Origin of the sequence: Pontibacter korlensis (assembly GCF_000973725.1) — a bacterium.
In the GTDB taxonomy this organism is placed as follows: Bacteria; Bacteroidota; Bacteroidia; order Cytophagales; family Hymenobacteraceae; genus Pontibacter; species Pontibacter korlensis.
In genome coordinates this window covers 3441506-3460000 of sequence record NZ_CP009621.1, presented here as the reverse complement: position 1 = coordinate 3460000, position 18495 = coordinate 3441506, and the positions used below count along the sequence as shown (strand labels likewise).

The window sequence follows — 18495 nt, the reverse complement described above, 5'->3', positions numbered from 1 at the left end:
CTTAGCTGTTTAGCCTCTTCTGGGGTTATATCCATAACATACCCTTTATCAACCAGCCCTACTTCCTCCACACGTATATTCCTATCCCGAAAGAACTTCTGACTTAGCTGCTGTTCAGGCACCACTAAATACTTATACTGAACCTTATCTGGCGTAGTAAAAACTTTCCCGTTGATATAAACCTGCCTGTCTTGTATCATGACGGTATCGCCTGCAACACCTATGCATCTTTTAATGTAGTTGGTGCGAAGGTCTGATGGGTGCTGCTCTTCTGTGGGCACATTGAACACAACTACATCTCCATTCTTTATTTCGGAGAATCCTGGTAAACGAAAAGAAGGTAGTTGAATGGCATCAGAATACGATTTTATACTTGTTCCCCATACTGTCTGATGCGTAAGTGGCACCTGAAGTGGTGTAACAGGTGTTCTTGGACCATAATGAAGTTTACTTACAAAAAGGAAGTCCCCTACTAAAAGACTCTTCTCCATAGAAGATGTTGGAATGGTATAAGCTTCAAAGCCTACCCATCGGATTAAGCTCGCCGCAACCACAGCAAAAAGAATGGCATCTAGCCATTCACGTAGAAAGCTTTTCTTCTTGAGCTCTTTCTGCTCAGGGTTTACTTCTTTAAGTGTTGTTTTCATCTCAGTTAGTCCTTTGTAAGGTAGAAGCAGGGCATATAAATTAAGGATTAGTTAATAAGCTACACTTATCTGCATCTGTATCTCTACTACACTACTGCCTATTTATATCTAGCTAATCTAATATAGCAAAAACCCTCACAGTTTTAAAATGCAGCAACAACCTGATGATAGTAGTTATAAGCGACAGGGGGGCTATGCCGACACGAGAAGCCTCACTTCTTAAGGCAGCCAAAACAAAAAAGCCTGTAAGTTTACACTTACAGGCTTTTTGATCTTTTGTATCTTATTGCAGAGAGTGAGGGATTCGAACCCTCGATACCCTTTTGGGGTATACACACTTTCCAGGCGTGCTCCTTCGACCACTCGGACAACTCTCTAAATGGTGATGCAAATATACGGCAACGGGCAGCACATCTGCAAATATATGTTCCCCTATACTTTTAAAGGCTTATCTCGCCGCGCAGGTTTTGCTCCAGCAACTTCGCACTTTTGCTGTACTCCAGCCCCTGGCCCAGTACATACATCAGTTTAGTGATAGCAGCTTCTGTGGTAATGTCCGCACCGCCAATCACACCCATCTCCAGCAGGTATCTGCTTGTTTCATAGTGCCCCTGGCGTACCATTCCTTCATCGCATTGCGAAACATTTACTATCAGAATGTCTCTTTGCACGGCTTCTCTGAGCAGATCCAGTAACCAAGGTGCGGTTGGGGCGTTACCAGCGCCAAAAGTTTCCAGCACCAGACCTCTTAAACCCGGAGCCTCAACTATACTGCGCACCACTGTTGGGGTAATGCCCGGGAAGAGTTTGAGAATAGCCACGCGATCGTTCATCTGGTAATGCACCCGGAAAGGTTGCTCGCTATGGTCTGCTATAGCTCCCCAAAAGTAGTCTATGTTTACACCGGCCTTAGCAAGCGATGGGTAGTTCTCTGACTTAAAGGCGCTGTACTGGCTGCTTTCAACCTTCTTGGCTCTGTTTCCGCGCAGTAAGAGATTGTGAAAGTATACACATACTTCAGGCACCGCACTTCTGCCATCTACCTTGGTAGCCGCAATCTGGAGTGCCGATATAAGGTTTTCGCGGGCATCGGTACGCACTCTACCTATAGGAACCTGCGCTCCGGTAAAGATCACAGGCTTTTGCAGGTTCTCCAGCATATAGCTTAAGGCAGATGCGCTGTAGGCCATTGTATCGGTGCCATGCAGGATTACAAAGCCATCGTAGTTACTATAGTTCTCCTCTATCAGGCGGGCCATAATGTGCCAGTCTGCAATCGTTACGTTAGACGAATCTATGGCCGGTTCTACACTTACCACGGTAAGCAGGAAGTTGAACTGCCTTAGCTCAGGAACCTTCTGTATGATTTGGCTGAAATTAAACGGCACCAGGTGCTTGTGCTCATCATCGAATACCATCCCTATCGTACCACCAGTATAAATAATAAGTATGGAAGCCTCCGGATTATCAGGTGCAGCAGTATCTATATCAATTTTTACTATTTCCATGGCTACAGTTTAAAGAGGTTAAGGGCGTTGGCAGTTGTTTTCTCTGCAACCTCTTCAATAGGTTTATTCAGCAGATCAGCTACACGTTGCGCTATAAGCGGCAAGTAAACCGGTTCGTTACGCTTACCACGATGAGGCATAGGCGCCAGGTAAGGACAGTCTGTTTCCAGCACCAGGTCCTCTAACTGCACGTGCGGCAACACTTTGTCGAGGCCACCATTCCTGAAAGTGGCTACTCCGCCAATACCCATCAGAAATCCCAACTCTTTCACTTTCTCTGCCTCTTCTACTGTTCCGCTAAAGCAATGAAAGATACCTTTTAGGGTACCGTCCTGAGCAGCCGAGACTATTTCATAAGCCTCATCGAAAGAATCGCGGGTATGCAGCACCAGGGGCAACTGGTGCTTCTTTGCCAGTTCTACCTGCACCTTCAGGGCCTCCTGCTGCTGTGGCAAAAAGGTTTTATCCCAGTACAGGTCGATGCCGCACTCCCCCACTGCGGCGAAAGATCTTTTATTTAGCCACTCCTCTACCACGTAAAGCTCACGCTCAAAATCTTTATCTACCGAAGTAGGGTGAAGTCCCATCATAGGAATACATACATCCGGATACTTCTCCTCCGCTTCCAGCATAGCATCAATGGAAGTGTGGTCGATGTTGGGCATATAGATCTTAGTTACCCCTTCCTGCGTAGAACGCTCCACTGCCTCTGCCCTGTCAGCGTTGAACTTTTCAGAATAAATGTGCGCGTGGGAATCAATTAAATTCATGTATCAGCTATTGTTTAACACTGGTCAATAACCAATGTATTGCTACTTCTGTTTTGGAGCCGCAAGTTAGGGAATTTATACTTGATGGGCGATGAGTTGCCAAACCATGATTTACAGAATTAGAAGGATCAAATCGATACATCTCCTAAACCTCTAACTTCTAAACACAACAAGATCTAATACTTTCTGCCCTTCCACTGTGTCTTAACAGGTAAAAAGAAGTAGATGATGAGAATAACAGAAGAGACCACCATATACAGCTCAAAGCAAATGTACATCCACCAGGAGGCGCTATGGCCTACCCGGCGCATACAAATATGCAGGTACACGCTTTGCAGCAGTAGTTTGAAAGTAAAAATGGCAAGCATGATACCTACAGAGGTGTAGGCAAAGAAAGGCAGCAGTACCGGGTAGTATGCCGAGTGTAGTATAAATATGATAGCCATGTAAAGCGGCAAATGCATGGAACCACGCATCCAGCGCCTGCGCTGTTGCAAATAAGCAGAAAGGGTAGCGGCTGGAGTAGAGAGTGCCAGCACATACTTGTTATAAATGTTCCGAAACCCCCATCCTCGCTTCAGTACCTGATTGAAAATAGCGATGTCTTCGGTTATAGAAAAATCTATCCCCTCAAAACCGCCAACCTGTTCATAGGCCTGCCGGCGCAGCAGCATGTTGTTACCCATAGTAGTTACCCGCAGCCCCAGGTCCGATACCACCTGCATTAAGCCAAGGGCATAAAGCCAATCCATAGCCTGCAACTTGGCAAAAAAACCGTTGCCCTCTATTGTGGTGATACCGGTTACTACACCCACATCTTCTCTCATTTCGGATAACATGGCTTTTATCCACCCCGGGGGCACAGCTATATCAGCATCGGTATAAAAGTAGAAGTCTGTTGTGGCTAACTTAGCTAGGTGTGCTAACACGTTAGCTTTGCCCTTGGCCTTACCCAAAGTGTGGGTAATGGTGATGCAGGTATATTGAGGTTTGTCCTGGATATAGGCATCCACAACAACTCGGGTTGTGTCCGTGGAGGCATCATCGCCAATCAAAACCTCGAGTTTATCCTTAGGGTAATCCAGCGCTTCTATGGCCTGAAGACACCGAAGTATGGTGTGCTCCTCGTTTCGGGCAGCTATAAGTATACTTACCCTTGGCTGATAGCCCAACTTTAAAGTATAAGGCTTGCGGTTAAACACCAGCAAGGCCATCAGAGCTATAAAAAGAGAAAAGTAGAGTATAAAGTAGGCTACAGATACGATCATAGGGTCTCGAAAGTATAGCCTAACCGGGTGAAATGTTCAAGATAGCGCGGCAGGGCATGCATCATATTGCGTTGTGCTTTCAGGCTGTCGTGGAATACGATGATACTACCGCCTTGGGTACTTTTTATACTTTGTTGGAGGCAAACCTCAGGAGCTAAGGACTGATCATAGTCGTTGGTAAGCACATCCCACATAATAAGCTCATAGGTTTGACGTAGCGCCTGCCCCTGTTTGCCGGATATGCGACCATAAGGCGGGCGAAACAATTTGGGAGCACTCGGCTGTAGCTTTTCAAGCTCCTCCTGGCACTTGGCTGTATTGGCTACATATTGCGGCAGTGAGGTCTGCCATCCCTTCAGATGGTTGTAAGTATGGTTTGCCAGTAAATGCCCTTGAGCCAGCACGGCTTGAGCTACCTCTTGGTGCTTTGCTACATTCTCGCCTACACAGAAGAAGGTAGCCTTAGCCTTATACTCTGCTAACTGCTCCAGCACCCAGGGAGTAATTTCTGGTATAGGACCATCATCAAACGTAAGGTAAAGCACCTTCCCCTGCACCTCGCGGTGCCAGGTATAACCGGGCATCAGCTTCTTCAGAAGCCAGGGTGTTTTGTAGAGGCGAACCAAGGAGTTTATTGTTGATGGTTAAGTGTAAGAGCTGCTGAAGAAAGAGGCACTTTTATCAGGCACCTCACCTTAAACTATAAATGCAGAAGTGAGCTGCTATACTATAGGCTTATTTAAAACGGCACGAAAGCAGAGTAATATCGTCGTTGAAGGTAGCCTCTTCGTTGTAAAGGTTAATCTCGCGAAGCAGCTGCAAGTGCAACATCTTAGAGCTTAGGAAGCGATTGCGTCTTAAAAAGTTGATGGTACCCTCGACACCGAACTCTGCCTCATTTGCATCAAATACCTCTGTAAGGCCATCTGTGTAGCACAGCACAACAGACTTTTCAGGTACATGCACCTTGCCTACATTCATGAAAGGCAGCACATCAAAAACACCCAACATAGTACACCCTTCGTTCAGGAGCATATGTGAATTGTCTTCGTATAATAGGATTGGAGCATTATGCCCGGCGTTTACATAGCAAAGCTCGCGGGTACTACGGTTATAGATGGCTACAAAGGTAGTGATGAACTTCTCAGCTATCGCATTGCGGTAGATCAGGTTATTTAGCTCTGATACCACTGTGCTTAAATCTGAATTCTGCCGCAGTATGGTTCGAAGCCCCGCCTGAAAGTTAGACATCAGCAAAGAGGCCGGCACTCCTTTACCTGATACATCGGCCACACAGAACAAAAACTGGTCGGCGTCAATTTCAATAAAATCGTAATAGTCGCCACCTATAGAAGAGTGTGGAATATAGCTGGCATGTATAGCAACGTCCCTGTCGTTAGGCAGGCTCTTTGGGAAGAGCATAGACTGTACCTCACGGGCAATTTCAATCTCACGGCGAATAGACTCCTGCGCCAAACGCTGCCGAGCCATCCGGTGGTTTTCTATCGCCACCAACATTATATTACTAATTGTCTGGATAAAGTTGAGGGCATCCAGATTGCTCGAATACTTCTCAATCTTACCGATCAGCACGAAAGCCAGCACCTTGCCATTGTGCAAAATCGGAATAACTGTATCAAAGCAGCGCCACTTCCTCTCAACAGGCAATTTCGAAATTTTAGTAATCTCTTTTACCTGTAACATTTCGTCCGGGAGGGGCACTTTTGTGAAGTCCTGATCAGTACCGGCGCATACCTTACAGTGCCAATTTTCGTCACGTACATACAACGTAAGGCGCTGGATCTGTAACTGAGCCAGTAGAGTAAACCGGTAAATTTTGTACAACGCCCCCTCTGGAAAGTTTGCGTTTATCGCCTGCGTGATTTCCAACAACGCCGACAACTCCAGCTTCTTCAGGTTAAGCTCCTGCTGTGGGTTTGGTACAGATATTTCAGACATTCGAAATCAGGATTAAAATCGTAATCACTGCGCAGGCCTTCTACCAAATAAAGGCAAAAGAACTGCACCAATAGGGTGACGTTTTAAGCAAACATACTAAAAAAAGCTCAGCCTTGACACCAAAAAGACTGAAAACCTTCTTATGGCAGCGCCTAGGCCTAACACTCCTGCCGCTATCCCACAGCAGCTTCTAATCTGTGGTGAGCTAAAGGCAAAAGACTTGCGGTTAGCTATGACAGATACGCTTTTGGGCTATCCTTGTTGGGAGCAGACACTGCAGATGCTGTCTTTATTTGCTAGAACTAATAATGATTGTAGCGCATATTTGTTTTGTCCGAAGCTAAGAACCTGCAAAATCATCTCTGGATTTGAGTCTGCTTTTATCAGGATGCTCAGGACCTGAGGTCTGTTACAACCATTACAACTTAAATAACCTTGTTGTAGGGGAAAAAGCTGGCAAACCACCAATAACTACATGTAAATCAATATATATAGTCAAATATCAAGAGAAAAACTTAAAATAAACCGGAAGGCTGTTAAAGACTTTCTACCCCAAACATCTCCTGTTAAGGAAACCTTTCCACGGCTGGAAGGAGAAAACTGCAGCAAATAAGCTGGAACATGCTTCTAAATGGAGTTGTGTACAATCAAACCGGCCTTGGTAGCCAGGAAAAAATACGCATGGCACTGCTTCCCAAACACATCTTCATCAAATTCATGCTCTGTATCCCGGTCTGGATAATGTATTTTAACATAACCCTGCTTTATAAGATACTGTAAAGCAGCACAAAGTTCATCATCAGTTAAAGAAAGAGTACTCTTAAGATCAGGGTATGCTGTTACGAAATACAGCTCATCCAGAATGTCAAACTCGTTGTCGCTCATAGGTTCTGATAGTTCGGCCTTTCCAGCTGTAGCGCCCAAACAGGCCTAAAACAGCTGTTAAAATTACATATGGGATGTAAACGAACTGTAGGGGCAGCATATACCAAAGGTAACTACGCACCTGCAGGAAGCTTGTAATCCTACTTAAAAATAAGAAATCAACAGCAAATTTGGTAAAATAAGCTCCTAAAACGGCCTCGAAGGGTATAGTACTCCAATACGCGAGCGGTATAGCCAGGAAAAGCAGCAGATTCACGGCGAAAACAATTAGTGCGATAAGTTGCACTTGCAGGCTTTGATAAGATTTCCACTTACTGGCCCATCTTACCCGCTGCTGAAGAAAGGAAATGAGATCTTTACGTGCCTTAGTATAAACTATAGCTTTAGGATTTTTTAGAAATTTAACCTGCTGAGGAAAGGATGTATGCACCTTGTGCAAGAGGAATTCATCGTCGCCGCTGGCAATATGTTCATTACCAGCAAAGCCTCCCACCAGTTCAAAAGCGTCTCTCCTGTAGGCAAGGTTGGCACCATTACACATGTTGGGTTTACCTAGAGCAATGGAGGCTCCGCCTATGCCTATCAGGCTGGCGAATTCTATGAGTTGCATACGTTCGAAAAGAGTGTTGGTTTGATGGAAGCAAACAGGTCCACTGATAAAGTATGGCTGCTCGGTTTCATATAGAAAAGCATAGCTGCGGAGCCACTCCTCCCCTACTCTGCAGTCGCCATCTGTAAACACCAGCAGTTCCCCCTGTGCCTGCTCTACCCCTAACTGAACAGCTGCTTTCTTCCCGCCATGGTTAACATAGTCACTCAGCTCAAGACACTTGATTTGCAGTACTGATACTGCACAGAAGCTATCAACAACACTGGAGGTATTATCAGTAGAATGATCATCTATTATGAGCACCTCTATAAGCTCTGAAGGGTAATTCTGGCGGTCAAGGTCCTGCAACAGGTCGAGTATGTTCTCCGCTTCATTCCGAACCGGAATGATAACGGTAAGCCGAGTAGAAGCCTGGAAACTAGCAGGAGTTACACTGGCAGGCATTTTATCCCACGCTCTCCAACGCCTCAAAATAATCCAAGTATAGGAAACTAAGGAAGCAAGCAGAAGCCAGCTCATACTGCTACTCCTTTCCTGGCTAACCGCAAGCGAAGAACAAAGAAAAGTCCTATAGCACTTGGCACGGCAATATTCAGCAACCACAGACTCAGGCTTGCACTTAGCACCTGTAACCGCGCCTGCCCAAGCAGGCTGAACAGGTACATGGCTGACAGCTCCCGCACCCCCAAGTCAGAGAGTAGGCTTACTGAGGGCACAACTGATTTCAGAAAAAAGGTACCTGACACTCCGCTTAGATACTGCAACGGGTTTAGCTCAATATTGAAAAGTATAAGCAGCAAAACGAACTGTACCAGGAAAACCGTATAGCGCCCCAAGGACAGCCACAGCAGCTTTGTCACCTCCCTGGATGTATAAGTGCTCATGATGGATACATAGGGCACAAAAGAGCGCAGCAGCGGGATAGCTGCTACCACAGCTACCATTGCCCTTGCATTGTAAAGCAGCAGCAACATGGCTACGCAAACACCCAGAAGTAGCACAAACAGGCTTAGCGACACTGCAGGGTATACCGGCCAGCCAAAGATTAGTATAAAGTACAGCAATCCGCCTGAGCCTGCCAGTACTGTGGCTACTAACTGGCAGAACCTGCCAATAAAAATGGCTCCGATTGCCTCCAGACGTTGCTGACTTTTAAGCTCGAGCACACGTCCCGCATAGTCGCCAAGGCGGTTTGGAGTGATGAAGCCCAAGGTGAGGCCAACCATTACGGCTCGGTATGCTCTCAGAAAAGATATTTTCTCCAGCTTTTGCCCCAGCAGCTGCCACTTACGGGCTTCAAAGCCCCAGTTTACAGGTATAAGTATGGCTGCTATTAACAAGAGGTATCTCAACTCACTTTGCGTGGCCTGACGTAGAATCTCGCCCCAACTCAGCAGGGTATCAGGTGCAGTAAAAACAGCCTGATAAAGCAGAAACAGTGTTAATCCCACTACCAATGCCTTACCCAGCAATAAAAGGAATCTTTTATGAAGATTGATGTTCAAGATAATGTCTTATTTTTGCACCCCTATGGCTTACTCTTCTGCACTTCCACCTAATAAACTTATTCTTGGCATCGACCCCGGCACACAAGTTATGGGCTACGGCCTTATCGAAGTAACTGGCTCGAAGGTGCAGGTGCTGCAGTTTGGTGTTATTCACCTTAAGAGTTACAGTAACCACGCCATCAAGTTAAAGAAAATTTTTGACCGCATGATACAGCTTATCGATGAGTACCTCCCCGACGAGCTGGCTATCGAGTCTCCTTTCTACGGCACCAATGTGCAGAGTATGCTTAAACTAGGGCGTGCACAGGGCGTGGCCATAGCTGCCGCACTATCTCGCGACATCCCTTATGTAGAGTATGCCCCCAAAAAGATAAAACAGTCTATCACCGGAAACGGTAACGCTTCTAAAGAGCAGGTGGCAAGTATGCTGATGCAGATCCTGAAAATACAGGAGGTTCCCAAACTACTGGATGCTACAGATGCGCTTGGTGTGGCGCTTTGCCACCACTACCAAAAAGGTAATAATGCCAAGCAGGGCGGTAAGTCCTGGAAGAGTTTTCTAACGGATAATCCGGATAGATTAGCGAGTAAGTAGTTATCTATTATTTCCTGACTTACTCAAGTTATCTTACTTTTGTACTTCCCCTTTTATAGCGTATTACTTAAGTAGCTGATAGAGCTATAACCTGTTTTATACTTCCGTAGCTGCGCTCTCTTTAGCCTCAAGTAAGCTGTTTTTTCTAAATTCTGTTCATCCTGGGCTTAACAGCTTTCATTGTTTCACTTCTAAATTTGGTACCCTCAAGGCTGGGAGGCCTCGTCCTTAGGCATCGCGCTGTGTTCCCTCCTTGCCTTGCTAACGCTCAGCATACCCTTAGATCTCACAAGGCGCCCAGCCCAAGGACTGGGATCAATTTAATAGCCACTGCTTTCTGCAACTGTCTCCTTGAGGACAAGTGGGACGAGAGTCGAAACTTGCGACCGGAGGTCTCAGGGGTGTAAGCATCTTCCCGAAAATCCCCCTCCCTGGAGGTCAGGGGTGGGTTCACCTAATTAACCAATGCAACAGCACTCATACTTCAGAAATGTCAGTTACGGGCTTACTTTCTTAGACAATGTAGGGCCAAAAGTATTTGAGTGCTATCCTACACTAAACTCTGTCAAATCACCAGTACACAAAAAAGCCGGCGCTTTTGGCACCGGCTCCCTATATTATTCCAAATGTATGTTAAGAAGCGTTATAGGCCTCTCTAATTTTTTCAGCTACTTCTTCAAACTCTTCTTTACTGAACTTCTGCTTGTTGGCAAAATTCATGTCCTGCATACTGTTGAGCGGAATAAGGTGCACGTGTGCGTGGGGCACTTCGATGCCGACTACTGCCACACCAATGCGCTTACAAGGAACGGCTTTTTCTACAGCTGCAGCTACCTTCTTGGCAAAGGCCATCAAGCCCAGGTATAGTTCGTCGTCGAGGTCGAAAATATAGTCAATCTGTTGCTTCGGTATTACAAGAGTATGACCTTTGGTTGTAGGGAATACATCCAGAAAGGCCAGGTAACGATCATCCTCTGCTATTTTATAAGCAGGTATTTCTCCGTTTACAATCTTTGTGAATATCGAAGGTTCCATAGTTTATCGGCTGATTTCTAAAATCTTGAATTCAATTTTACCTGCTGGTACCGTAATCTCGGCCACATCGCCTACAGACTTACCTAAAAGGCCTTTACCAATCGGCGACTTTACAGAGATTTTGCCAGAGGCCAGATCCGCCTCTTCCTCGGCAACTAATGTATAGTCAACGACCATGTTGTTTTTCAGGTTCTTGATCTTCACCTTCGACAGGATGAGGGCCTTACTAGAATCCAGGTTAGACTCATCAATCAGGCGGGCATTGCCTACAACCTCCTCTAGTTTGGCAATTTTTAATTCCAGATGGCCTTGGGCATCTTTGGCTGCATCATACTCAGCGTTCTCACTAAGGTCTCCTTTGTCGCGTGCTTCAGCTAATTGACGTGCTACCTCAGCACGGCCTTTCGTTTTGAGCTCTGCTAACTCGTCCTTAAGCTTTTGCAGCCCTTCAGCAGTGTAATAATTAATCTTGCTCATGGTTTGGTTTTCACGTTTTAAAACACAAAAACAAAAAGAACGGTTATGGCCTGCATAACCGTTCTTTTTGCCAAATATGTAAAATTATTTAATTCTTTTCCAGTGCGGTGGCCAATATACCTGTACCACCAAGTTTAGCATAAGCCTGACTTTTTGCAATTCTGTACGCCTGGAAGCTCCTCCCCCATAGCGCCTGTTCTAGGCAAAGATAAAAATATTTATGACACGCTGCCTAATTTATTTTCTCTCCTATTTCCTACGTCAGGGCCCAAAAAACGGGTAAAAAAGGCACAGGAATAGTAATCAAAAGCAGTAAATTTCAGCCGTTACGCTTCTCCAAAAGCCGCTGTATCTTCTGCACCAGCACCTCATTAATCTTAACATACGACTCATGTGTCCAGCCGGCAATATGCGGTGTCAGGATAACATTAGGAGCCGATGCCAAAAACTCAAATTCCTGTTGTTGCTGCTCCGTTAATGTATGCAGTTTCTCATTCTCCAGCACATCCAGCGCTGCGCCTTTTACACTTCCTGCTTTCAAATGGTTTACTAATGCTTGCTGGTCCACCACATCGCCGCGCGATGTATTTAGAAACCAGATAGACTTACTGAAGCTCCTAAAAAATGAATCATTTGCAAAGTGCAGGTTCTCTTTAATGTAAGGGATATGCAGGCTTATAACATCAGCCTCTTCCTGTATCTGCTCCAGGGGCACACGCTCTACCGGCAGGTTGATTTTTTCTGGTGCAAAGCGGTCGTATGCCAGCATACGGCAGCCAAACCCGGTAAGTACACGGGCAAAGCTTTGCCCCATGTTCCCGAAACCAATGATACCAATGGTTCTACCACTAATCTCCTCTCCTCGGTTCTCTTCACGCAGCCATACTTTTTGCGCTACCTCGCTGTTGCTTCGGGGTATATTACGCATCAGAGATAGCAATAACCCTAAAGTGAACTCACCTACAGCCTGACTATTTCCCTCATTAGCTCCCAGCACATGTATCCCCATCTGTTCCAGCTTTTCCACCTCAATGTTGTCTAAGCCTGCTCCAGCCCTGGCCACAAACTTCAGATTAGCTGCTTCGGCAACAACATCAGCCGTGATACGCATTTTTGAACGCACAATCAGTCCATCCATGCCTGCCAAAGCTTCCCTCACGTCTACGGGCTTTATTTCCGGCTTATATATAGCTTCCACCCCAATGCTTTGCAGCATCGGAAACATGCTTGGGTGTAGCTCATCAATGATTAGTATTCGGGCTGACATGGAACGATTGGTATGCGATTAGTTTAGTTTATAAAGTAGTGTAAAAGTATAGTCTATCAGCGAGGATGGCAAACTACCATTTTTGCTCTCTTTACCACCGAGTCGAACCACCTGCCACAGATTACTGGTCCTCAAGGGCTAAAGCCAGAAAACCTAACGTACTTAATTAAAAGTAGCAGGTTACTAGCCTATACCTGATACTTGCAGTTCAGAACTTTTATACTTTACCTATGAAACGAGCTCTCTCAGTTGTTGCCATACTTGTTGGCGTCTTTATACTATTAGCTGTACTAAGCTTTCTGCTGGTGCCCCGCGAAAAATTAATCTCATATCTCGCGCCGACCATAGACAACATGCGCATTACAGACGCACGCATAGAAGAAGAAAGAGCCACAATACAGGTGCAGTTGGATGTATCCTCTAAACTGGTTTCTGTTTTTATTGATAGCCTTGCCTACGATATGCAGCTTTATGGCACAAGTGTATCGAAAGGCCAGAAAGGCTTTGACAAGGACTCCAAGAAAGGCAGAACACAAACCCTGACAATTCCCGTGAGCATGAACCATAATACTACAAGGGAACTGGTACGCCGACAGGTGAAGGAAGATGCTCCTGTACAGGCACATATTAAAGCCTTTGCAGATGTTCCCCTTTTTGGCCGGCAGGAGTTTGATATTAATGAAGAACTGGACATGGTGATACCGGCCCTACCAGGTATGGAGGTAACAGGAATAAAAGTGCAGGATTTTGGGTTAGACAGCATGGGGATGATCATGACCATGAAGATTGACAACCCTAATGAGTTTGCCTTTGACATAAAGGACATGAAAATGGACTTGCAACTAAAAGATTACATGACCTCTGTAGGCAACACCCAAGAAACAAAGTTTATCAAGGCTCATGACGTAACCGAAATACAGATGCCGGTACTTTCGGACACGAAGAAACCTTTAAAAGCAGCTTTTGATGTGATCACGGGTGATACGGAATGGCCTTATACCATGAAGAGCTATATGGTGATAGAACCTCGCAGCGAAGTGGTCGGAACCGTCGAGATCAATTCCACTAAAACAGGCACTGTTGATATAGTGAAGCAGGTAAAAAACATGAAGGAGGAAAAAGAAAAGAAAGAAGAGCAGCAGGAAGAGTGATCTGACCCGCCTGCTGCTCTGTATTTATAAGTTGTAGAGCATATGCGCTATACCAAAGTAAATGGTAAGCCCTAGTAAGTCGTTGGCTGTGGTAATAAAAGGGCCTGCAGCCACGGCAGGGTTGATTCCAAACTTGTCTAATATCATAGGTGTGACAGTACCCATCAGGGAAGCCAGCATCACGACTGAAAACAACGCCACCGATACCACCATAGATAAGGTAAAGTCGTGGCGGAACAGAAGCGTGAAGGAAAAAACAAGTACAGAAATGATGAGTGCATTTACCAGGGCTACCAGCAACACCTTCATTAAACGCTGGGCAATGTTATCGAAAATTACCTCGTTAGAGGAAAGTGTCTGGATAATGATAGAAGACGACTGTATACCCACGTTACCGCCCGTTGCTGTTATGAGCGGCACAAACAGTGCTACAGCAGGCAGCAAGGCAATGTCGTTCTCATAGAAGCCCATGAACTGGGCAGCCAGCAGACCACCCACCATACCGATAATAAGCCACGGCAAACGGGCGCGGGAAATGCGCAGCACGCTGTCATCTTCCTCAACGCTCTCCGAGATACCGGTCATGAGCTGTCGGCTTAATTCAGCTTGCTCCTGCATTACGTCTACCACGTCATCAATAGTAATACGCCCCAACAAACGCCCCTGTATGTTTACTACAGGTATAGCTTCCAGGTCATAACGCTGCATGACGCTCACCACCTCACTCTCATCTTTGTAAGACTCAATCGAGATCACGTCCTCACTGTAAATATCCTTTACCTGTGTGTCGTCTTTAGAGAGCAACAGGCGCTTCACACTGACACGGCCGAGCAGCTTATCACGGTCATCTACCACATACACCGTATAAATACGGGCTACACGCTCTGCCTGCCGCCTTACTTCCTCAATACATTGCCGCACACGCCAGTTCAGGTTTACCTTAATGAGCTCCTTTGCCATCAAACCACCGGCGCAGTCCTCCTCATAGTGCAGCAGGTCCAGAATGGCAGCAACTTTCTCATCACTATCGATATGAGCAATTACCTCTTCCCGCGTCTGCACCGACTGCTCGTTCAGGATATCCACCGCATCATCAGAGTGCATCAGGTTGATGTAGCGCGCTATCTCCTCGCTCGTAAAATTGCTGAGGAACTCACTCCGAATATCATCGTCCAGGTCGCTCAGAATTTCTGCCCCTACCTCAGAAGGCAGCAGCTCCAGTACATAGCGCGACTCGTTGGAATCCAGTTCGTAGAGCACCGTGATGATGTCGGCGGGGTGCATCTCGTCCATGGTACTCAGGATAAACTCCCGGTCCTTGCGTTCAATGGCTGCCTCTACCTGCTCAATATACTCACGTGTAATCTCTACCTGCATACTATTGCTTTATGTTCTGCTCTACTAGTTGTGTCAATTCTACGAAGTCCTGCACCGAAAGCTGCTCAGCCCGCTTATCAAATACAGGAAGTGCCTGTACTTCAGGAGGCAGGTTGTAAGTCCGGAGGGAGTTTCTAAGGGTTTTGCGTCGGGTACCAAAGCTTAGTTTCACCACCTGATGAAACAGCTTCTCATCGCATTCCAGCCGCTCTACCTGGTTACGCACAAGGCCAATTACTGCAGATTTTACTTTGGGAGGCGGGTTAAACACATGCTCGTGCACCGTGAACTTATAGTCTATAGTATAAAAGGCCTGCAGCAGCACACTTAAAATACCATAGGCCTTAGAACCTGGAGGCGAAGCCAATCGCTCGGCTACCTCCTTCTGAATCATACAAACCACCTCTGGCACCACATCGCGGTGTTCCAGTACTTTAAAAAAAATCTGGCTCGATATGTTGTAAGGAAAGTTTCCAATGATGGCGAAACGGCCGGGGAAAAGTGTACTCAGATCGGTCTTCAGAAAGTCAGCTGAGATAATACGATCTCCCAGCTCCGGGAAATGCTGTTGCAGGTAAGCAATCGACTCCCTGTCTATATCTACCACGGTGGTGCGGTATTCTTGGTGCTGCAAGAGGTATTTGGTGAGCACTCCCATGCCAGGGCCAATCTCCAGCACATCCTGCACGTTTCCGGGCAGCGTCAGCTGCTCTACTATCTTCTTCGCTATATTCTGGTCTACCAGGAAGTGCTGGCCCAGGTGCTTCTTGGGTCTTACGTTGCTCACGTTGTGTTGCTTATGGTTTTGCGGCCGTAAAGTATACTTTTCAGCCCAAACCCGTTATACCTTAATTGTATGTGCTAGCGGTAAACTGCAGCCGCAGGTACCGTTTTTCACATTACGTATTATACTTACTATATTGCAGCACCAAAGATACAAACGACAGATGCCAACACAACTTAAATACGATACAAGCTTAGCGAAAAATGCCGATTTCGCACTTATTGTGAATGCAGGCAGCGTGGCGCAGCTTTCTGAGCTGCAGCCAGAGGAACAACAATATGTGCAGCAGCAAGTAGACCGGGAGGCTAAACTGATTAACCTGAACCGCTACACGCACCACGTATATGTAGTAGTGGCGCCGGAGTCCAAAACCGAGAGTGCCCGCAACGAGGCAATCCGCCAGGCTGGCCATGCTTTGCTAAAGCAGCTAAAATCTGATAAGGTAGAAGGCATCTCTATACTTGATAAAACAGCTACTAAAGCCAGTTTATACTTGGCAGAGGGTATTTACCTGAGCAACTACACATACCTGAAGCATAAAACTAAAGATGCAAAGCCAAGCTCACTGCAGACTGTAACCATTGCCGATGAGCAGGTAACAGAGGCGCAGGTGCAGGAATTAGCGAATGTACTGGAGGCAGTACTAAAAACCCGCGACCTAGTAAACGAGCCGCACAGCCACCAAAACGCTACCCAGTTCAGCGAAGAATTGGAAGCATTGGGCGCAGAGGCAGGCTTCAAAACTGAAGTACTCGACGAAGTAAAGATACAGACGCTGAAGATGGGAGGCCTGCTGGCCGTGAACCAGGGCAGCGAAGAGCCAGCTACCTTTACTATAATGGAGTGGAAGCCGGAGAACGCTAAAAATAGTAAGCCGTACGTGCTGGTAGGTAAGGGCGTAGTGTATGATACCGGTGGTCTCAGCCTGAAACCTACACCAAACTCCATGGACTTTATGAAGTCTGACATGGCTGGAGCGGCTGCCGTTGCAGGTGCTATGTATGCTGTGGCCAAAAACAAATTGCCATTGCACGTAATTGCGCTTGTACCGGCCACCGACAACCGCCCAGGCGGGCAGGCGGTAGCCCCAGGCGATGTTATTACGATGTTTAACGGCATGACAGTTGAGGTACTTAACACCGATGCAGAAGGTCGTCTTATACTTGCCGACGCACTTTGCTTTGCCAAAAAGTATAACCCTGAACTAGTGCTGGATTTCGCTACCCTGACAGGAGCAGCCATGCGCGCCATTGGTAAGGAGGCTTCTGTAGCCATGGGTACCGCCGGTGAAGAAATCATGACAGCCCTGAAAAAGGCAGGCGAGAACGTACACGAGCGTATTGTGGAGTTCCCGCTGTGGGATGAGTATAAGAAACAGCTGGAGTCTGACGTAGCCGACATCAAAAATATAGGAGGTGCAGATGCCGGAGCCATCACAGCTGGTAAGTTCCTCGAGGTGTTCACCAGCTACCCTTGGGTACACTTCGACATTGCTGGCACAGCCTTTCTACAGGGAGAAGACTCCTACCGTGGCAAGCAAGCTACCGGCACAGGCGTACGCCTAGTATACAACTACCTTAGCGCATTGGCCCAATAACCAAACATGGATAATAAGTATAAAGTAAAATTAGGGATTAGCATCGGCGACACCAACGGCATTGGTCCAGAGGTTATCGTAAAAGCATTATCTGATAACCGCATTCTGAATTATTGCACCCCGGTTATCTACGCTTCTGCGCCGCTTCTGAATAAAGTGCGTAAGGCACTGCATTCAGAGCATTTCAATTACCAGCAGACAGACTCTGTACAGGCACTGGCACCTCGCAAGGTAAACCTGATTACCTGCTGGGAAAATGACCTGGAGGTAATTCCAGGCACTCCAACCCCAGAATCTGGCAAGGCATCGCTGGACTCTTTGCTGGCTGCCTCCCGCGACCTGAAAGCAGGTTTTCTGGATGGTTTGGTGACAGCACCTATTAATAAGGACAACATACAGGCGGAGGAGTTTCAGTTTCCGGGACATACTGAGTTCCTTACCTCCTACTTTGATGCGCCTGAAAGCCTGATGCTACTCGTGAGCGGTGACCTTCGCGTAGCAACTGTAACAGGCCACATGCCACTCAAAGATGTACCTGGCAAAATTACAGAGCAATTGCTTATCCGTAAGCTTACCATCCTGCTACAGTCGCTTCGCAACGACTTTGGCATTTTGAAACCACGTGTAGCTGTGCTGGGACTGAACCCGCATGCTGGTGAGCAGGGCTTATTAGGTACAGAAGATGTGGAGATCATCCGCCCTACTATTATGCAGATGAAAGAGCGCGGTCACCTGGTGTTTGGTCCTTTCCCTGCCGATGGCTTCTTCGGTATGCAGCAGTATCGCCAGGTAGACGCTGTTCTGGCTATGTACCACGACCAGGGGCTGATTCCGTTTAAGACGTTAGCCTTTGAGAGTGGCGTAAACTATACTGCCGGTTTGCCGATAGTACGCACTTCTCCAGATCACGGCACAGCCTATGATATTGCCTCAAAGCACATTGCCAATGAAACCTCTTTCCGGGAAGCACTGTTCCTTGCCTGCGACATTATTCGTAAACGTCAGTTAGAGGCAAATCCTGCGGTTTAATTAGCAGAAGGTATTTTATTTATCAGAA

Annotated in this window: 18 protein-coding genes and 1 tRNA gene (1 of these 19 running past the window's edge); 4 read left to right on the top strand and 15 right to left on the bottom strand. The window is 46.6% G+C overall.

Features of this window, described 5'->3' with window-relative positions; all coding sequences use genetic code 11:
* The 10 genes from lepB to PKOR_RS14775 all read right to left on the bottom strand — a co-directional run.
* Positions 1 to 647, bottom strand: partial view of a signal peptidase I gene (gene lepB, locus PKOR_RS14825; RefSeq protein WP_046311743.1) — the 5' portion only. Its footprint begins 451 nt before the window's first position; only the first 647 of its 1098 coding nucleotides appear in the window; the start codon lies at positions 645 to 647; its stop codon lies beyond the left edge, outside the window.
* Between the two features lie 289 nt (positions 648 to 936).
* Positions 937 to 1024: transfer RNA gene (locus tag PKOR_RS14820), tRNA-Ser, on the bottom strand.
* Positions 1025 to 1087: 63 nt separating this feature from the next.
* Positions 1088 to 2155 (bottom strand): asparaginase, encoded by a 1068-nt coding sequence (locus tag PKOR_RS14815; RefSeq protein WP_046311741.1) that lies wholly within the window; start codon positions 2153 to 2155, stop codon positions 1088 to 1090.
* 2 nt (positions 2156 to 2157) lie between these two features.
* Positions 2158 to 2925 carry a TatD family hydrolase gene (locus tag PKOR_RS14810; RefSeq protein WP_046311740.1) on the bottom strand — a complete coding sequence of 256 codons (768 nt, stop codon included), beginning with the start codon at positions 2923 to 2925 and terminating at the stop codon, positions 2158 to 2160.
* Positions 2926 to 3101: 176 nt separating this feature from the next.
* A complete protein-coding gene (locus tag PKOR_RS14805; protein ID WP_052738880.1) occupies positions 3102 to 4193 on the bottom strand; it encodes a glycosyltransferase in 1092 nt (363 codons plus the stop codon).
* A complete protein-coding gene (locus PKOR_RS14800) occupies positions 4190 to 4819 on the bottom strand; it encodes a polysaccharide deacetylase family protein (RefSeq protein ID WP_200897374.1) in 630 nt (209 codons plus the stop codon). Before PKOR_RS14800 ends, PKOR_RS14805 begins: the two co-directional genes overlap by 4 nt.
* 109 nt (positions 4820 to 4928) lie before the next feature.
* Positions 4929 to 6152, bottom strand: coding sequence for a PP2C family protein-serine/threonine phosphatase (locus PKOR_RS14795; RefSeq protein ID WP_046311739.1), 1224 nt, complete (start codon positions 6150 to 6152; stop codon positions 4929 to 4931).
* Positions 6153 to 6779: 627 nt separating this feature from the next.
* The gene (locus PKOR_RS14785; protein WP_046311736.1) at positions 6780 to 7037 is read right to left on the bottom strand and encodes a hypothetical protein; all 258 of its coding nucleotides are present in this window, start codon (positions 7035 to 7037) and stop codon (positions 6780 to 6782) included.
* A complete protein-coding gene (locus PKOR_RS14780; protein ID WP_046311734.1) occupies positions 7018 to 8166 on the bottom strand; it encodes a glycosyltransferase family 2 protein in 1149 nt (382 codons plus the stop codon). The genes PKOR_RS14785 and PKOR_RS14780 overlap by 20 nt, the downstream gene beginning before the upstream one ends.
* The gene (locus PKOR_RS14775) at positions 8163 to 9152 is read right to left on the bottom strand and encodes a lysylphosphatidylglycerol synthase domain-containing protein (protein ID WP_046311732.1); all 990 of its coding nucleotides are present in this window, start codon (positions 9150 to 9152) and stop codon (positions 8163 to 8165) included. Before PKOR_RS14775 ends, PKOR_RS14780 begins: the two co-directional genes overlap by 4 nt.
* Positions 9153 to 9177: 25 nt before the next feature.
* On the opposite strand from PKOR_RS14775, the gene ruvC reads away from it, so the two are divergent.
* A complete protein-coding gene (ruvC, locus tag PKOR_RS14770) occupies positions 9178 to 9750 on the top strand; it encodes a crossover junction endodeoxyribonuclease RuvC (RefSeq protein ID WP_071843156.1) in 573 nt (190 codons plus the stop codon).
* Positions 9751 to 10383: 633 nt separating this feature from the next.
* On the opposite strand, the gene PKOR_RS14765 is transcribed toward ruvC, so the two are convergent.
* The 3 genes from PKOR_RS14765 to PKOR_RS14755 all read right to left on the bottom strand — a co-directional run bounded on the left by PKOR_RS14765 (position 10384) and on the right by PKOR_RS14755 (position 12529).
* Positions 10384 to 10785 (bottom strand): HIT family protein, encoded by a 402-nt coding sequence (locus tag PKOR_RS14765; protein ID WP_046311731.1) that lies wholly within the window; start codon positions 10783 to 10785, stop codon positions 10384 to 10386.
* 3 nt (positions 10786 to 10788) lie between these two features.
* A complete protein-coding gene (gene greA, locus PKOR_RS14760) occupies positions 10789 to 11262 on the bottom strand; it encodes a transcription elongation factor GreA (protein ID WP_046311729.1) in 474 nt (157 codons plus the stop codon).
* Positions 11263 to 11581: 319 nt separating this feature from the next.
* Positions 11582 to 12529 carry an NAD(P)-dependent oxidoreductase gene (locus tag PKOR_RS14755; RefSeq protein ID WP_046311728.1) on the bottom strand — a complete coding sequence of 316 codons (948 nt, stop codon included), beginning with the start codon at positions 12527 to 12529 and terminating at the stop codon, positions 11582 to 11584.
* A 230-nt stretch (positions 12530 to 12759) separates the two neighbouring features.
* Here PKOR_RS14755 and PKOR_RS14750 point away from each other — a divergent pair, with 230 nt between their 5' ends.
* A complete protein-coding gene (locus tag PKOR_RS14750) occupies positions 12760 to 13680 on the top strand; it encodes an LEA/WHy family protein (protein ID WP_046311726.1) in 921 nt (306 codons plus the stop codon).
* Between the two features lie 24 nt (positions 13681 to 13704).
* Here PKOR_RS14750 and mgtE read toward each other — a convergent pair whose 3' ends face one another.
* Together mgtE and rsmA are read right to left on the bottom strand one after the other, a co-directional pair.
* Positions 13705 to 15057 carry a magnesium transporter gene (gene mgtE / locus PKOR_RS14745; RefSeq protein ID WP_046311725.1) on the bottom strand — a complete coding sequence of 451 codons (1353 nt, stop codon included), beginning with the start codon at positions 15055 to 15057 and terminating at the stop codon, positions 13705 to 13707.
* A 1-nt stretch (position 15058) separates the two neighbouring features.
* Positions 15059 to 15844 carry a 16S rRNA (adenine(1518)-N(6)/adenine(1519)-N(6))-dimethyltransferase RsmA gene (rsmA, locus tag PKOR_RS14740; RefSeq protein ID WP_046311723.1) on the bottom strand — a complete coding sequence of 262 codons (786 nt, stop codon included), beginning with the start codon at positions 15842 to 15844 and terminating at the stop codon, positions 15059 to 15061.
* A 160-nt stretch (positions 15845 to 16004) separates the two neighbouring features.
* Here rsmA and PKOR_RS14735 point away from each other — a divergent pair, with 160 nt between their 5' ends.
* Positions 16005 to 17438 carry a leucyl aminopeptidase family protein gene (locus PKOR_RS14735; protein ID WP_046311721.1) on the top strand — a complete coding sequence of 478 codons (1434 nt, stop codon included), beginning with the start codon at positions 16005 to 16007 and terminating at the stop codon, positions 17436 to 17438.
* A 6-nt stretch (positions 17439 to 17444) separates the two neighbouring features.
* Positions 17445 to 18467, top strand: coding sequence for a 4-hydroxythreonine-4-phosphate dehydrogenase PdxA (pdxA, locus tag PKOR_RS14730; RefSeq protein ID WP_046311718.1), 1023 nt, complete (start codon positions 17445 to 17447; stop codon positions 18465 to 18467).
* Positions 18468 to 18495 lie beyond the last annotated feature (28 nt).

Coding starts and splice junctions, on each gene's coding strand:
- PKOR_RS14735 (WP_046311721.1), top strand. CDS start 16,005: ATGCCAACACAACTTAAATACGATACAAGCTTAGCGAAAAATGCCGAT.
- greA (WP_046311729.1), bottom strand. CDS start 11,262: ATGAGCAAGATTAATTATTACACTGCTGAAGGGCTGCAAAAGCTTAAG.
- PKOR_RS14810 (WP_046311740.1), bottom strand. CDS start 2,925: ATGAATTTAATTGATTCCCACGCGCACATTTATTCTGAAAAGTTCAAC.
- pdxA (WP_046311718.1), top strand. CDS start 17,445: ATGGATAATAAGTATAAAGTAAAATTAGGGATTAGCATCGGCGACACC.
- PKOR_RS14765 (WP_046311731.1), bottom strand. CDS start 10,785: ATGGAACCTTCGATATTCACAAAGATTGTAAACGGAGAAATACCTGCT.
- mgtE (WP_046311725.1), bottom strand. CDS start 15,057: ATGCAGGTAGAGATTACACGTGAGTATATTGAGCAGGTAGAGGCAGCC.
- PKOR_RS14780 (WP_046311734.1), bottom strand. CDS start 8,166: ATGAGCTGGCTTCTGCTTGCTTCCTTAGTTTCCTATACTTGGATTATT.
- PKOR_RS14795 (WP_046311739.1), bottom strand. CDS start 6,152: ATGTCTGAAATATCTGTACCAAACCCACAGCAGGAGCTTAACCTGAAG.
- PKOR_RS14815 (WP_046311741.1), bottom strand. CDS start 2,155: ATGGAAATAGTAAAAATTGATATAGATACTGCTGCACCTGATAATCCG.
- PKOR_RS14750 (WP_046311726.1), top strand. CDS start 12,760: ATGAAACGAGCTCTCTCAGTTGTTGCCATACTTGTTGGCGTCTTTATA.
- PKOR_RS14785 (WP_046311736.1), bottom strand. CDS start 7,037: ATGAGCGACAACGAGTTTGACATTCTGGATGAGCTGTATTTCGTAACA.
- PKOR_RS14755 (WP_046311728.1), bottom strand. CDS start 12,529: ATGTCAGCCCGAATACTAATCATTGATGAGCTACACCCAAGCATGTTT.
- PKOR_RS14805 (WP_052738880.1), bottom strand. CDS start 4,193: ATGATCGTATCTGTAGCCTACTTTATACTCTACTTTTCTCTTTTTATA.
- ruvC (WP_071843156.1), top strand. CDS start 9,178: ATGGCTTACTCTTCTGCACTTCCACCTAATAAACTTATTCTTGGCATC.